The organism is Kangiella sp. HZ709 (assembly GCF_009674675.1).
GTDB lineage: Bacteria > Pseudomonadota > Gammaproteobacteria > Enterobacterales > Kangiellaceae > Kangiella.
In genome coordinates this window covers 38,737-53,410 of sequence record NZ_WKJC01000002.1, presented here as the reverse complement: position 1 = coordinate 53,410, position 14,674 = coordinate 38,737, and the positions used below count along the sequence as shown (strand labels likewise).

Here is a 14,674-nt window from a genome sequence, read left to right as displayed (position 1 = left end):
TTGAGCTTTTTCTACAGTATTTTTGGATTACTTATCCTGCTTGGCATTTTGGTCACTTTTCATGAGTGGGGGCACTATTGGGTAGCTAAAAAGCTGGGTGTTAAAGCATTAAGGTTCTCGGTAGGTTTTGGTAAGCCTTTTTGGAGTAAGTACAACAAGGCTGGCACCGAGTTTGCCGTCGCGCCTATTCCGCTGGGTGGTTACGTAAGATTTGTCGATGAGCGAGAAGGTAATGTAGCGGATGAAGATTTACCTTATGCATTTAATAGAGCGCCAGTCTGGAAGCGAATTTTAATTGTATTGGCAGGCCCAATGGCGAATTTCTTATTGGCTATTTTGGTTTATGCGGCTGTTTATATGATGGGCGTAAATATTAGTAAACCGTTTATTTCAGAAGTCAAAGTAGATTCAATTGCCTATAAATCCGGATTTCCAGAAAACAGTGAAATAATTTCGGTAAATGGTAATAAAGTAAGACATCTTGAAGATTTTGTGTTTGGGCTAATTGGCGAAGTTGGTAATCAGGATAAAGTTGCGATTGAGCTTATTCCTGATGGGGAAGCTAAAAAAACTATCTATCTTGATGTGGCTAATTGGAAAGAGCCTGATGAAGGAACTATTGTCGATGCTTTAGGCGTGAGCTTTAGTAGAGTCTACAGTGGAAGCTCTATTGGCTACGTTTCTGAAAAATCAGCAGCTGAAGAAGCAGGCATTAGAGTCGGTGATAAAATTATCGCTTTGAATGAGACTAACATTGAAAAGTGGTCTGATATTACTGAATTTATGAATTCGAATGGTAGTAAGCTATTAACCTTATCCTATGAAAGGGATGGCTATCAGTATCAAAAAGAGATTGCTCCTAAAGTCTTCGAGCAAAATGAGCAAATAAGGTATTTGATAGGTATCTCTCCGAGAACCTTTAACGAATTCAATACCATTCAATATGGTCTATTTGAAGCGCTGCAAAAAGGCTCGGAAGAGACTTGGACCATGCTGAATAGAATTACCAGTTTCATTGGCAAATTAGTCACTGGCAAACTATCTATCAAAAACTTAGGTGGACCAGTGGGAATAGCCCAAGGAGCAGGGCAAGTAGTACAGGCAGGAATGGTTGCATTCTTGTTTTATCTCGCTATGATAAGCGTCAATTTAGGGTTCGTGAACTTATTGCCTATTCCGATGCTAGATGGCGGTCATTTAATGTACTATTTGGCCGAATTAATCCGTGGAAAGCCAGTTTCTGAAAAAATAATGGAACTTGGTATGCGAATAGGCATCATATTACTGCTGACAATCATGGCGATTGCGCTATACAACGACATAAATCGAACATTTTAGAGTATTTAATTAATGCGTTTAATAACAAAAACATTAACAGTTTTATTGATTTCATTGGCAGCAGCCAAAGCTCAAGCTATTGAGCCGTTTGTAGTAGAAGATATCCAAGTTGAAGGTTTGCAAAGAGTTGAATTAGGAACCTTCTTCACCACCTTGCCAATTCGTGTTGGTGAAACTCTAGATGAAGCACGTGTACCGAATATTATTCGAGCAGTTTATAAGACCGGTAACTTTGATTCTGTAAAGCTTCAGAAAGAAGGGTTGAAACTGAAGATAACAGTAGTAGAAAGACCTACCGTTGCTTCAATCGTTATTTCAGGTAATAAGGTACTTAAAACGGATCAAATTGAAGCTGGTTTAAGTGCATCAGGGGTAATGGAGAAAGAACCTTTTAACCCTTTTGTTTTAGAAAAAATTAAGCAGGAAATTACATCACAATACTTTGCCAATGGTAAGTATGATGTAGATATCAATGTCAGATTAGGAACTTTATCTAGAAATCGAGTTAATCTTTTTATTGAGGTTGAAGAGGGGCAGAGTGCGTTAATTGCTGACATAAACATTATTGGAAATAAGTTATTTACCGATGAAGAGTTAATAAGCCAAATTGAATCCACAACAGGCGGAATGTTTTCTTTTATTTCTAATGACAATAAATACGCTAGGCAAACACTTGATAAAGATATTGAAACGTTAACTTCTTTTTATAAGGATCGTGGTTACTTAGATTTTTCGGTAACCGATACCAATATCTCTTTGTCGCAAAACCAAAGAGATTTATACATTTCTTTAAAAGTCAAAGAAGGTGAGCTTTATTATATTAATGAAGTTAAAATTCTTGGGGATTTCCAAATAGAGAAAGATGTTATCGAAGCCATGATGCCTTTTAAAGAAGGCGATAAATATTCACATGCGATTCTTAAATTTTATGAAGAGCAAGTAGAGGAGTTTCTGGGCTTTTACGGGTATACCTACCCAGAAGTTAAAACATTTCCTGAGAAGTTAGCAGACTCAAATGAAGTTGACTTGAACATATTGATAAACCCTGGGAAACGTTTTTATGTAGATAAAATTGAGTTTGCAGGGACATCTGACACCGATGAGAACGTATTCCGGAGAGAGTTTAGAATTAGAGAAGGCGAGCCTTTATCATCTAAGTTAATCGATCGTTCAAAGCTCAGATTGCAAAGATTACCTTTTGTAGAAAAAGTAGATATTAAGAATAAAGTTAGCGAAGAACACCCTAATAAAATTGATTTAGATGTGAACATCGAAGAAAGAGGTGCAGCTCAGATAAGTGGTAGCTTGGGTTATAATGATAGGTTCGGTATAACACTGCAAGGCAATCTTTCTCATAGTAACTTTTTAGGTGAAGGTAAAAATGTAGGGCTTGGGTTGTCTTTTAATCGTGCGCAAGAAAGTATCAATGCCTCTTACTCCGATCCGTACTTTTTTAATGACAACTTGGGCTTTACAAGTTCTCTATCTTTTAGAAAAACAGATTTTGAAGAATTAAATATTTTTAATGGACAAAGCTTAGATACCATTTCACTTGGGTTAGGCTTGGTTTATCCAATAGGTGAATTCACCTCTCTAAATTATGGTTTCTCTTACCAAGACAATACCTTGAAAGCGCCAGGTTCATTCGACCTTCGAGTCTTGGAGTTTTTTGAGTCTTTTGGTCAAGATCCAAGAACAGAGCCTAACCTTGATTTTGTCAATTTCTCGCTGAATTTTGGTTGGCAAACAAATAAGTTAAATAGAGGTATATTCCCTACTAATGGGTATTCCCACTCGGTTGCTTTAGAAGTTGGAACTCCTATTGGAGATACAGAGTTTTATAAGGTTAACTATAACTTTAGGCAGTATTTCCCTTTAACATCTGATAATGATTGGATTATTTCGGTGAGAGCGAACCTAGGGTATGGAGAAGGATTAGGTGATACAAGTCGCCTTCCTTACTTTGAAAACTTTTTTGCTGGCGGCGCAGGAAGCTTGAGAGGTTTTGAGCCAAATACTATTGGTCCTAGGAGTATCCAGCTTATACCATCAACTTCTAATATACCTGGACCATTTCCTGGTGGTGGCAATGACACTATTAGCTTTCCACCTGCATTTGATACTGTACAAATTGGAGGCTTCTCTATTGGTGGAGACTCTTTGGCTACGGCATCACTTGAGTTGATTTTCCCTATTCCTTTTGCAGATAACAACAATGTAAGAGCAAGTCTTTTTGTAGATGCCGGTAACGTATGGGACTCTCAATTTAATGTTTCAAGGTTTGATGGTTTAAATATTATTAATAACAATAATCGGCAGTTTGATAGTGTTCCAGATTTCGCAGACCCAAATAGTATAAGAGTTTCTTCAGGGCTTGCGCTACAATGGTGGTCACCATTAGGACCATTAATGTTTAGCTTCTCTAACCCAATAGATAAGCAATTTTATGATGAAGTGAAAACTTTCACTTTCACAATTGGTCAAACCTTTTAATTAATGTTTTTACATTAGGAGTAATATTTTGAATAAAGTAATATTAGTTATAGCCAGTGTTTTAAGTTTAATGTCTTTTTCGGCTATAGCTGAAACACGTATTGCAACTGTAAACACAGCTTATGTACAAGCAAAGGCTCCACAAAATGATACGATAGGGCAACGCCTAAAGTCGCAGTTCTCAGGTAGAGAAAATGAAATTAAGCGCTTAGCAGAAACCATCAAAAAAGAACAAGAAAATTTTACAAAAAATTCTGCAACAATGTCTGAAAGTCAATTGACTAACTCTCGACGTGAGATAGAAAAAAAGATGGCGGATTTCCAGTTGAAGCAAAAGAATGCCAAAGATGACTTTGATAAAGCTCGTCGTGATGAAGCAATGAAACTCAATAGTCAGATTAAAAAAGCTATTGACGCCGTTGCTGTAAAGGGTGGGTTTAACCTTGTGATTGAAAGGCAAGCAGCTGTTTTTACGGATGTTTCTGTTCCTGATCTTACAGAGCAAGTTTTGGCAGAATTGAAAAAATAATTTATTCTTGCAAGGAGCCTTTTTGAAGAAAAGCCTTCATAAAATTTCTCAGCTATTAAATGCTGAGCTGATTGGAGAACCGCAGTGCGAAATCGCTGCGGTTTTGCCGTTAGATAAAGCAGACGATTTAAGCCTCAGTTTTATCAATGATCCTAAATATATCCCGCAAATTGAATCATCTAAAGCAGCGGCTCTAATTATTAGTGCAAAGTATTTAGAAGAAGTATCGCAACGATACAAAGGGAATATATTAATCGTAAAAGACCCTTATCTTGCTTTTGCAAAAGTATCTCAACTATTAGATCCTAGTCCGGTACCAAGCCCAGGTATAAGTCCACTAAGTTCAATTTCTGACTCGGCTAAAATCGGCTCAAATGTCCATATTGGTGACTTTGTGTCGTTAGGAGACAATGTGGTGGTTGGTGATAATACTATCATCGAATCAGGTGCTCAGATATCCAGTGGCACTATCATCGGCGCCAATTGTAGGATTTACCCTAATGTGGTCTGTTATCATAGTATTGTCGTTGGCAATAGTTGTGTGATTCACGCTAGTGCAGTGATTGGTAGTGATGGTTTTGGTTATGCTAATGACCAAGGCAGTTGGGTAAAGATCCCACAAACTGGCTCTGTGATTATTGGAGATAATGTAGAAATTGGTGCTCACACCGCTATTGATCGTGGGGCTTTAGAAAACACTATTATATCTGAAGGTGTTATTCTGGATAATCACATTCATATTGCGCACAATGTTGAAATTGGAAAAAACACTGCCATTGCAGGCTGCACTGCTGTAGCAGGAAGTAGCAAAATTGGGGCTTACTGTACCATTGCTGGTAGGGTAAGTATTATTGGGCACTTGAACATTTGCGATAAAGCACATATCACTGCTTGCTCATTTATCAATAAATCCATTTCTGAACCCGGTGTCTATTCCTCAGGAACAACGTTTCAAACAAATAAAAATTGGCAGAAAAGTGCAGTACGTTTTAGACAATTAGATGATATGTGGCGTAAGCTAAAAGCCGTTAGTAAAGAATTAGCATTATTAAAAAATAAAGAGAAATAACATGAACAGCGAAAATGCAGTAATGAACTCGATGGATATTTATGAGGTAATGAAACACTTGCCCCATCGTTATCCTTTTCTACTAATCGATAGAGTGATTGATTATACTCCGGGCGAAACTTTAACTGCGATAAAAAACGTTACTGTTAATGAGCCTTTTTTCCCAGGACATTTTCCACATAGACCTGTTTTTCCAGGAGTATTAATGTTAGAAGCTTTAGCACAGGCTACTGGCATATTGTCTTTTAAAACTACTGAAGATTTGCCTTCAGATGATTCTTTATATTACTTTGCCGGCATTGATAATGCGCGGTTTAAAAAGCCTGTTGAGCCCGGCGATCAGTTAGTGATGACAGTTACATTATTAAAGCGTAAGCGCAATTTATGGCGTTTTGAAGCAGAAGCAAGAGTTGATGGTAAAGTGGTTTGTTCTGCAGAATTAATGTGCGCTAAATCAGAAATTTAAGAGGGTAGAAGATGATTCATCCCACTGCAATTATTCATGAAACAGCTAAGATTGCCGAGAATGTAATTATTGGTCCATATTCTATTGTGGGTAAAGAAGTAACTATAGGCGATGGATCTCACTTAGGGCCGCATGTCGTTATCGGCGACTATACTCAGATCGGAAAGAATAACCGCTTTTATCAATTCTCATCTATTGGTGAAGAAAACCAAGATAAGAAATATGCTGGGGAACCGACTAAAACCATCATAGGTGATGGCAATGTGTTTAGAGAATGCTGTACTGTCCATAGAGGTACTGTGCAAGATAAGTCGGTTACTCAGATCGGAAATGATGGCTGGTTTATGGCGTACACGCATATAGCACATGACTGTGTATTGGGTGACAATATTATCATGTCGAATAACGCGACTTTGGCCGGTCATGTTGTAGTAGGTAACCATGTAATTCTCTCTGGTTTTGCTAAAGTTCATCAATTTTGCAAAATTGGGGCTCATGCTTTTATCGGCATGGACTGTGCTATTTCTAAAGATATTCCGCCATTTATATTGGTTGCCGAAAATGCACCTTATGGTTTAAATAGTGAAGGATTAAAGCGCCGAGGGTTTTCATCGGAATCGATTAGTGATCTTAAAAAAGCTTATCGTTTAATTTATAGAAAATCACTTAAAGTTGATGAAGCAATCGAAGAGTTGTCACAATTATCAGATGAAAAGGTTAAAGACTTAATTAACTTCTTGAAAAACGCTACTCGAGGGATATTAAGATAATATGCCGCATAGCTTGTCAGCTGCTGTTGAGACACAAGCAGTAAATAAAATTAACAGAATTGCTATAGTCGCCGGAGAATCTTCCGGCGATATTTTAGGTGCTGGTTTAATTCGAGAGTTAAAGAAAGCGAACCCAAATTTAGTCATCGAAGGTATTGGCGGACCTTTAATGGTAAAAGAAGGCTGCGAGACTTTATTTCCCATGGATAAATTAGCTGTCATGGGTATAGTGCCTATTTTAAAACGGTTACCAGAACTGCTTAAAATTAGAAGGCTATTAGCTACTCGTTGGAAAAAAAGCAAACCTGATTTATTTATTGGAATTGATGCCCCTGAATTTAATATTGGCTTAGCATTAAAGTTGAAATCTTCCCATATCAAGACCGTTCATTATGTCAGTCCTTCTGTTTGGGCATGGCGACCTAAGCGCATCGTCAAGATTAAAAAAGCGGTAGATTTAATGTTGTGCTTGTTTCCTTTTGAACAGAAAATTTATGATAAACATTTTATCGACAATACTTGCGTTGGTCATACTTTGGCTGATGAAATTCCTTTATATACCGATAAAACGGAAGCAAAAAGAACTTTAGATTTAGAAGAAGCTTGTCGATATATCTGTGTGATGCCGGGTTCTCGCGGCAGTGAGATAAAGTACTTGGCGAAAGATTTTTTAAAATCGCTTAAGTTAGTAAATCGCTTTTATCCAGATATAAAATTTATTGCTCCGATGGCTAATGAGTTGCGAAAAGAGCAGTTTTTAGAAGCAATTAATCAAGAAAGCGAACTGCCGGAAATTAAATTGATTGATGGTCAGTCACGAGTTGCCATGGCTGCATCAGATTTGGTTTTAATGGCTTCCGGAACGGCCACTTTAGAAGGGTTATTGATTAAGCGTCCAATGGTTGTGGCCTATAAGTTCGGAGAGCTGAGCTACCGTATTTATAAAAAATTACTAATTATTGATAACTACTCAATTCCTAACCTTCTAACCGGTGAAACGCTAATTCCTGAAGCTGTGCAACATGAATGTACTCCCGACGCATTGTTTAGCGAAATAAGGGCTTGGTTAGATGCAGATCCACAGCGTTGGGACTATACCTTGCTCAAATTTATGGAGTGGCACCAAAAGTTAAGAAAAAATGCTGATGTCTACGCTGCTAGCTATATTCAAGATTGGTATTCTCAGCAGAATTTGCTGCCACCGGAGTCAATAGACTAGTTAGCTTATGAGTCGAGAGCAGTTTCAGTTTATTGCAGGAGTTGATGAAGTTGGCCGAGGTCCATTAGCAGGTCCTGTGGTAGCCGCGGCGGTTATTTTAGATCCGCGAAAGCCAATTCAAGGGTTGGCCGACTCAAAAAAACTGTCTGAAGCAAAGAGGGAAGCACTTTCCCATGAAATTAAAGAAAAAGCATTGTCCTGGTCGATTGCTCGGGCAGAAATAGAAGAAATTGATCAGATCAATATTTTGCAAGCGAGTTTGTTGGCGATGAAACGAGCCGTCGAAACCTTAGGTCAATTCCCGCAATTGGCGTTAATTGATGGTAATAAATTGCCTGATTTAGCGTGTGCAATGGAAGCGATTATCAAAGGCGACTCAAAAGAAGCTTGTATCAGCGCAGCTTCAATTATTGCAAAGGTTGCTAGAGACGAGGAAATGGTAGAAATGGATCATCGTTACCCTGGTTACGGATTTGCTAAGCATAAAGGCTATCCAACTAAGCAGCATAGAGAGGCCATTCAAACCTTAGGTATTACTCCAATCCATCGCCGATCTTTTGCTCCAGTACAAAAGTTATTGTTCTAATACTAAGAAATCCTATTAAAAAGCTGACATCAGTTTTTTCTGCTTTATAATCTTTTGATACAACAATAATTCTTATCAGTATTCTATGAGCCCAAGCTTTGTTCATTTAAAAGTCCACACCGAATATTCGATGGTGGATGGCTTGGTGCGTGTAAAGCCTTTAATTTCACAATGTGTTGAGAATGGTCATGTAGCCATTGCTATGACTGACCAAATGAATATGTGTGGTTTAGTCAAGTTTTACTCTGGTACAGTGAAATCTGGGGTAAAACCTATTGTTGGGGCAGATTTACTAATCCAACATCCTGAGAATGAGGATGAACATTTTAGAGTCACAGCTTTATGCATGAATCAAGAGGGCTATCAAAACCTTAAGGAGCTAATTTCAAAGGCATATTTAGGTAACCAGCTTCGAGGTTTGCCGTTAGTCAAGAAAGCTTGGTTACCGCAACACAATGAGGGACTGATCATATTGTCGGGTGCCAGAGAAGGTGACGTTGGTAAAGCCTTATTAGCGGACAATATGGATGCTGCCGCGGAGTATTTAGGCTTTTGGAACCATCATTTCGAAGATAGGTTTTATTTAGAGTTACAAAGAACGGGACGTCCGCAAGAAAATGAATATATTCATCAGGTTATTGGAATAGCGCAAGGGTCCAATACCCCAGTGGTTGCTACCAATGACGTTCGCTTTATCGATTCTTCTGATTTTGGCGCTCATGAAGCCAGAGTCTGCATTAATCAAGGTCGTGTACTAGGCGATCCCAGAAGGCCAAGGGATTATTCTAATCAGCAGTATTTGCGTAGTGCTGATGAAATGATTGAGTTATTTTCCGACATCCCAGAAGCGATTGAAAACACTGTTGAGATTGCTAAACGCTGTAATCTAGATTTGATGCTAGGTAAATACTTCTTACCTGACTTTCCGATTCCTGAAGGCATGACCATTGATGAGTTTTTCGCCGAAGAATCAAGAAAAGGTTTAGAAAAACGTTTAGATCATTTGTACGAGCGAAGCGCAGACAATTTTGCAGAAATTCGTCAACCCTATGATGAACGCCTACAAATTGAACTCGATGTCATTAACGAAATGGGCTTTCCTGGCTACTTTTTAATTGTTGCTGACTTTATTCAATGGTCCAAGAACAATGGTGTACCGGTTGGCCCTGGCCGTGGTTCAGGTGCTGGTTCCTTAGTGGCCTATGCATTGGATATTACCGATCTGGATCCGCTTGAGTACGATTTATTATTCGAACGTTTTTTGAATCCTGAACGAATTTCGATGCCCGATTTCGATGTCGACTTCTGTATGGAAGGTCGTGATAAGGTGATCGATTACGTAGCCCAAACCTATGGTCGAAATAGCGTTTCGCAAATTATCACCTTTGGTACCATGGCAGCGAAAGCTGTTATTCGTGATGTGGGACGAGTATTAAGTCAACCTTATGGTTTTGTTGATAAACTTGCCAAGCTTATTCCTTTTGAAGTTGGTATGACTTTAGAAAAAGCTTGGGAACAAGAGCCAGAAATTCCTAGACGCTATGAAGAAGACGATGATATGCGTGAGCTTTGGGATCTCGCAAGAAAGCTCGAAGGTATCACTCGTAATGCGGGTAAGCATGCCGGTGGAGTAGTTATAGCGCCAAATGATCTTACTGAGTTTGCGCCGCTCTATTGTGATGAAACTGGCTCAAATATTGTTACACAGTTTGACAAAGATGATGTTGAAAGTGCAGGTCTGGTAAAATTTGATTTTTTAGGGCTAAGAACTTTAACTATTATTGATTGGGCGCTGGAAACCGCGAACCGCCAGCTGGCTAAGCAAAGTATTGAGCCTATTGATATTAGCCGCATTGATACAGAAGATCCTGATGTCTATCAATTGCTCCAAAAAGCAGATACTACAGCAGTATTCCAGTTAGAGTCTCGTGGTATGAAGGATTTGATTAAGCGCCTACAACCAAGTCGCTTTGAGGATATTATTGCACTGGTAGCCTTGTTTAGGCCGGGTCCATTGCAATCGGGGATGGTCGACGACTTTATCGCCCGTAAACACAAACGACAACCAGTTTCATATCCGCATCCGGATTATCAGCACGAATGGCTCAAAGATACCCTAGAGCCGACTTATGGCATTATTTTGTACCAAGAACAAGTGATGCAAATCGCTCAGATATTGTCTGGTTACTCACTCGGCGGTGCAGATATTTTACGTCGTGCTATGGGTAAGAAGAAGCTTGAGGAAATGGAGAAGCAGAGAGCCATTTTCAAACAAGGTGCTATTGATAATGGTGTTGATGGCGACCTGTCGATGAAAATTTTTGACTTGGTAGAAAAGTTCGCTGGTTATGGTTTTAACAAATCTCACTCAGCTGCTTACGCATTAGTCGCTTACCAAACTGCTTGGCTTAAAACTCATCATCCCGCAGCGTTTATGGCAGCGGTAATGTCTTCAGATATGGATAATACTGACAAGGTAGTAACCTATGTTGAAGACGCCGAAAATAATGGCTTAGTTATTCGCCCACCGGATGTAAATGAAGGCCAATATCGATTCTCAGTTGATGATGAAGGAAATGTTATTTATGGCATAGGTGCTATTAAAGGTGTTGGTGAGGCTGCGATAGAATCAATTGTTAAGGATCGAGAAGCGAACGGACCCTATACCGATTTATTCGATTTTTGTAGCAGGATTGACCTTAAGAAAGCCAATCGCCGTGTTTTAGAGTCACTCATTAAAGCTGGTGCTTTAGATAAAGTTGCGCCGAACCGAGCTACTTTGATGGCTAGCCTTGATGAAGCGATTAAAGCTGCTGAGCAATTTAATAAAAGCCAAGAAGCAGGGCAAGATGACTTGTTTGGCTCAGTAGTTACCGAAACTGCTACTCAACAACATCAATACATTAAGGTAAAGCCTTGGACTGACGAGCAGGTTTTGCAGGGCGAGAAAGAAACTCTAGGCTTGTATTTGACAGGCCATCCAATTGAACGTTATTTGCCTGAAGTGAACCAGATGTCGATAAGACGTTTGAGAGACTTGCAACCTACAAGGCGTGGTGAAAACACAAAAGTGTCTGGTTTAATTGTTGGAATGCGAGTAATGACGACTAAGCGCGGTGATAAAATGGCGATTCTCACACTTGATGACAAATCTGGTCGCTGTGATGTTGCTGTTTATTCAGAAGCTTTTGAGACTTACCAACATTTATTATCAAAAGATAAAGTTATAGTTGTTGAGGGTGAAGCTAGAAATGATGAGTATTCTGGCGGCGTTAGTATTAGTGCTAAAACTTTAATGTCTTTTGAAGAAACTCGGGAACGTTACTGTAAAAAGATACAGATAACTATTTCTGATTCGATAACGGGCCCCGATACTTTAGCGGAGCTTAAGGAATTAATTCAAATGAATCGAGATGGAGCTTGTCCATTTTCCATTAAATTACAAGCACAGCAGGCGCAACTAGAAGGTGTGTTTCAATTTTCAGAAGATTGGTGTGTACAACCTAGCGATAGTTTAGTTTTTAGCTTAAAACATTTACCAGGTTGTGTGGATTATAAGGTTGTATATTAGCAAGAGCTAATTGCACCTACAATTTTCTTCCTAGCTTTCGTTCCGCAATTTTCTTTTCCCAATCGACTTTAAAAAAGTTGAGTTTCTCGAAAGCATTCAGACCATGTATAACTAAGCCGATTGCCCATCCTAGTATTAACCAATTAAAGGTAGGCTCATACAATCCTTTTTTGAATACTATAACGGGAATAAACACTAGGAAAAAAAACAAGTGAGTTAAGAACTCTTTAACGCCTTTGGCATATTCGATGGCTTCTTTTTCATCAGCTTGTATAGTTTCAATTGGTTTCGATTGCTCGGATAGTGAATTATCAGATTCAGTCATTTTAGACTCTCCTTGAATAGAATTTTCAGTAGGTAGTTCAAAAGTTGAGATATCTACTTCAAATACAGCAGCCAATGATTTTTTTGTTTCAAGACTTGGATTTTGTCCCCTTTCAAGGCGTTGTATAGTGCGAACATTTAAACCCGTAACTTGGGCTAACTGTTCTTGTGACCAACCACGCTTTAATCTGAGTTTGCGAATAATCATTGTTTACTGTTTCGGTTAAGTGAGTCGAGAGTGTGGCTTAAAATGGCATAACTATACCACGACAAATGGACGGCTTTCATTAGAAGTCCCCCGGCATTCTAACGACATTGAGCCGACATGATGTAAGAATCAATGACTTACAACAGTTAAAAAATCAAAGAAGTCCTTCATGCTTTAACAGCCATTGTTTTGCTTGCAGCCCACCAGCGTAGCCGGTTAAGGCACCATTAGCACCAATGACTCTATGACAAGGTACGATTATGGAAATGGGGTTTTTTCCATTGGCTGCGCCGACAGCGCGCGAAGCCTTAGTATTCCCAATCGCGCTAGCTATTTCTCCATAATTTCGACTTTCACCAAAAGGGATCTTTGTAAGTTGTTGCCATACGTTTTTTTGAAAATCGGTACCATTGGACTCAAGCGGCAAATCAAATTGTCGACGATCGCCGGCAAAGTATTCATCTAATTGTTTACGGCACAGTTCGATTAAATCGGTACTCTTGTTGATCGCATTTGTTGCATCAAAACTTTGCCATGCTTTAAATAAGACAGCTTTAATAACTTTCTCATCGGCATAAATAAACAGTTTGCCGAATGGTATTTTAAACGTTTGATAGTAAAGCTGATTCATAAGCTATTCCATAGTTGTAAGGTCGCATAGCTACGCCATGGCTTCCATTGTTCTGTGTCGGTTATTTGATACTTTTTCATGGCTTTGATAATGCCTAAATCATTTTCTGGGAAAGCATCCGTGTCGATTCCTGAGCGTAATTTAATATACTCTAGGGTCCAAGGTCCTATCCCTTTTATATCCAATATGGACGCTAAATTTTGTCCTGAATTTTGAATGTACCATTGGGAAAAATGTTTTAAGGTTTCTCTTCTGGCATTGGGCATTTTCAAAAAAGAGACATCAGCATCTACAACTGCTTCCGGTGTAGGAAAAGTTTTATACTGTTTATTATATTCTGCACCTAAATGTTCTATTAAGTGAGCGGTGTGGGTGTAAGCGGCTTTGACTGAAACCTGTTGACCTAAAATTGCTTTTATCCCTGCCTCATAAGTATCCCAAGTAGCAGGCAACCTTAGTCCTTTTTGCAACAATGGCGATAATTTTGGATCACTTTTGAGATGATTTTCTACTACTTGCGTATTGGTATTAATGTCCAATATGCGCTTAATATTATTTAAGACAGGCATCAAGTATCGGATGTTAGAGATTTCTATTTGGATATCAAAGGCTTTAGCAATTGGTTTGTGACTGGCTTTAAAGATCCCTGATATATTCTCAGCTAAATCATCTGGTGACTGATATAGAAAAGTTCGTTCATAGCTATTCTGCTTAACGGATTCAAAGCTCGATATTTCTCTTTGTTTAAGAAATTGCTGCATTAATTTCCAATTGTAATCTGCTTGATAATACACTCTTAATTGAATAGCAGAATGTTCGCATGGTTGATAATTACGAATATCACTAGGGGTAAGGTGAATCGTTTTTTTAAAGGCATCATTAAAACGTCGAATACTATTAAAACCCGCACTAAAAGCGATGTCTGTGATATTTAATCGTGTTTGATGTAATAGCTGTTTGGCAAACATGAGGCGTACATGGTTCGCATATTGTCTTGGTGAGGTTCCTATATGTTGTTGAAATAGCTTTCTTAGATAGCGTTCAGAAATTCCTAACGGCTCACAAAAATCAGCCATAGCTTGATGATTGAGTTCACCAGCATGAATTTTATTCATTGCTCGATTAAAGACGGCTTGGGTGCCTAGCCAGGCTGCAGATTGAGGCGCAGACTCTGGGCGGCATCGCCTACAAGGTCTAAATCCAGCATCTTGCGCCTGAATAGCCCTATCAAAATAAAGCACATTTTTTTCTTTAGGCGAAGGCGCTGGGCAGATTGGTCGACAGTAGATTTTAGTGGTTTTAACAGCCACAAAAAATTTACCGTCGTATCTGATATCTCGAGCCAATCGTGCTTTTTGATAAGTTTGCATAACTGTCTAATGCTTTAATTTAGAATTAAATATTAGCATGTAAATACAAATTGAGTAGCCATTTTCGGAACTCAATGATTTTATATGTTTTTGAACTCTT

The 14,674-nt window shown here is 38.8% G+C and carries 12 protein-coding genes; 9 read left to right on the top strand and 3 right to left on the bottom strand.

The genetic code is table 11. The features are described from left to right. The 9 genes from rseP (at window position 1) to dnaE (ending at window position 12,041) form a co-directional block, all read left to right on the top strand. Window positions 1-1,338, top strand: a complete 1,338-nt coding sequence (gene rseP / locus GJS41_RS09200) for an RIP metalloprotease RseP (protein WP_154247077.1) — start codon at window positions 1-3, stop codon at window positions 1,336-1,338. Between the two features lie 12 nt (window positions 1,339-1,350). After that, on the top strand, window positions 1,351-3,831 hold the full coding sequence (gene bamA, locus GJS41_RS09195; protein WP_154247076.1) for an outer membrane protein assembly factor BamA: 2,481 nt from the start codon (window positions 1,351-1,353) through the stop codon (window positions 3,829-3,831). 28 nt (window positions 3,832-3,859) lie between these two features. Then, window positions 3,860-4,360: an OmpH family outer membrane protein gene (locus GJS41_RS09190; protein ID WP_154247075.1), complete on the top strand. Its 501-nt coding sequence runs from the start codon at window positions 3,860-3,862 to the stop codon at window positions 4,358-4,360. A 22-nt stretch (window positions 4,361-4,382) separates the two neighbouring features. Then, window positions 4,383-5,429, top strand: coding sequence for a UDP-3-O-(3-hydroxymyristoyl)glucosamine N-acyltransferase (gene lpxD, locus GJS41_RS09185; protein ID WP_154247074.1), 1,047 nt, complete (start codon window positions 4,383-4,385; stop codon window positions 5,427-5,429). Window positions 5,430-5,451: 22 nt separating this feature from the next. Beyond that, a complete protein-coding gene (fabZ, locus tag GJS41_RS09180) occupies window positions 5,452-5,895 on the top strand; it encodes a 3-hydroxyacyl-ACP dehydratase FabZ (protein ID WP_305047283.1) in 444 nt (147 codons plus the stop codon). A gap of 11 nt (window positions 5,896-5,906) precedes the next feature. Continuing rightward, window positions 5,907-6,665, top strand: a complete 759-nt coding sequence (gene lpxA / locus GJS41_RS09175) for an acyl-ACP--UDP-N-acetylglucosamine O-acyltransferase (RefSeq protein ID WP_154247072.1) — start codon at window positions 5,907-5,909, stop codon at window positions 6,663-6,665. Window position 6,666: 1 nt separating this feature from the next. Beyond that, on the top strand, window positions 6,667-7,884 hold the full coding sequence (lpxB, locus tag GJS41_RS09170; protein ID WP_154247071.1) for a lipid-A-disaccharide synthase: 1,218 nt from the start codon (window positions 6,667-6,669) through the stop codon (window positions 7,882-7,884). 7 nt (window positions 7,885-7,891) lie between these two features. After that, complete coding sequence (gene rnhB / locus GJS41_RS09165; protein ID WP_154247070.1) at window positions 7,892-8,470, top strand: ribonuclease HII; 579 nt, start codon at window positions 7,892-7,894, stop codon at window positions 8,468-8,470. An 85-nt stretch (window positions 8,471-8,555) separates the two neighbouring features. Beyond that, window positions 8,556-12,041: a DNA polymerase III subunit alpha gene (gene dnaE / locus GJS41_RS09160; protein ID WP_154247069.1), complete on the top strand. Its 3,486-nt coding sequence runs from the start codon at window positions 8,556-8,558 to the stop codon at window positions 12,039-12,041. A 16-nt stretch (window positions 12,042-12,057) separates the two neighbouring features. Here dnaE and GJS41_RS09155 read toward each other — a convergent pair whose 3' ends face one another. The 3 genes from GJS41_RS09155 to GJS41_RS09145 form a co-directional block, all read right to left on the bottom strand. Continuing rightward, the gene (locus GJS41_RS09155) at window positions 12,058-12,573 is read right to left on the bottom strand and encodes a helix-turn-helix domain-containing protein (RefSeq protein ID WP_154247068.1); all 516 of its coding nucleotides are present in this window, start codon (window positions 12,571-12,573) and stop codon (window positions 12,058-12,060) included. Window positions 12,574-12,727: 154 nt separating this feature from the next. Then, a complete protein-coding gene (locus GJS41_RS09150; protein ID WP_154247067.1) occupies window positions 12,728-13,204 on the bottom strand; it encodes a methylated-DNA--[protein]-cysteine S-methyltransferase in 477 nt (158 codons plus the stop codon). Next, window positions 13,201-14,574 (bottom strand): DNA-3-methyladenine glycosylase 2 family protein, encoded by a 1,374-nt coding sequence (locus GJS41_RS09145; RefSeq protein ID WP_154247066.1) that lies wholly within the window; start codon window positions 14,572-14,574, stop codon window positions 13,201-13,203. The genes GJS41_RS09150 and GJS41_RS09145 overlap by 4 nt, the downstream gene beginning before the upstream one ends. Between the last annotated feature and the right edge of the window lie 100 nt (window positions 14,575-14,674).

Coding starts and splice junctions, on each gene's coding strand:
- GJS41_RS09150 (WP_154247067.1), bottom strand. CDS start 13,204: ATGAATCAGCTTTACTATCAAACGTTTAAAATACCATTCGGCAAACTG.
- bamA (WP_154247076.1), top strand. CDS start 1,351: ATGCGTTTAATAACAAAAACATTAACAGTTTTATTGATTTCATTGGCA.
- fabZ (WP_305047283.1), top strand. CDS start 5,452: ATGAACTCGATGGATATTTATGAGGTAATGAAACACTTGCCCCATCGT.
- lpxB (WP_154247071.1), top strand. CDS start 6,667: ATGCCGCATAGCTTGTCAGCTGCTGTTGAGACACAAGCAGTAAATAAA.
- rnhB (WP_154247070.1), top strand. CDS start 7,892: ATGAGTCGAGAGCAGTTTCAGTTTATTGCAGGAGTTGATGAAGTTGGC.
- lpxA (WP_154247072.1), top strand. CDS start 5,907: ATGATTCATCCCACTGCAATTATTCATGAAACAGCTAAGATTGCCGAG.
- GJS41_RS09145 (WP_154247066.1), bottom strand. CDS start 14,574: ATGCAAACTTATCAAAAAGCACGATTGGCTCGAGATATCAGATACGAC.
- GJS41_RS09155 (WP_154247068.1), bottom strand. CDS start 12,573: ATGATTATTCGCAAACTCAGATTAAAGCGTGGTTGGTCACAAGAACAG.
- dnaE (WP_154247069.1), top strand. CDS start 8,556: ATGAGCCCAAGCTTTGTTCATTTAAAAGTCCACACCGAATATTCGATG.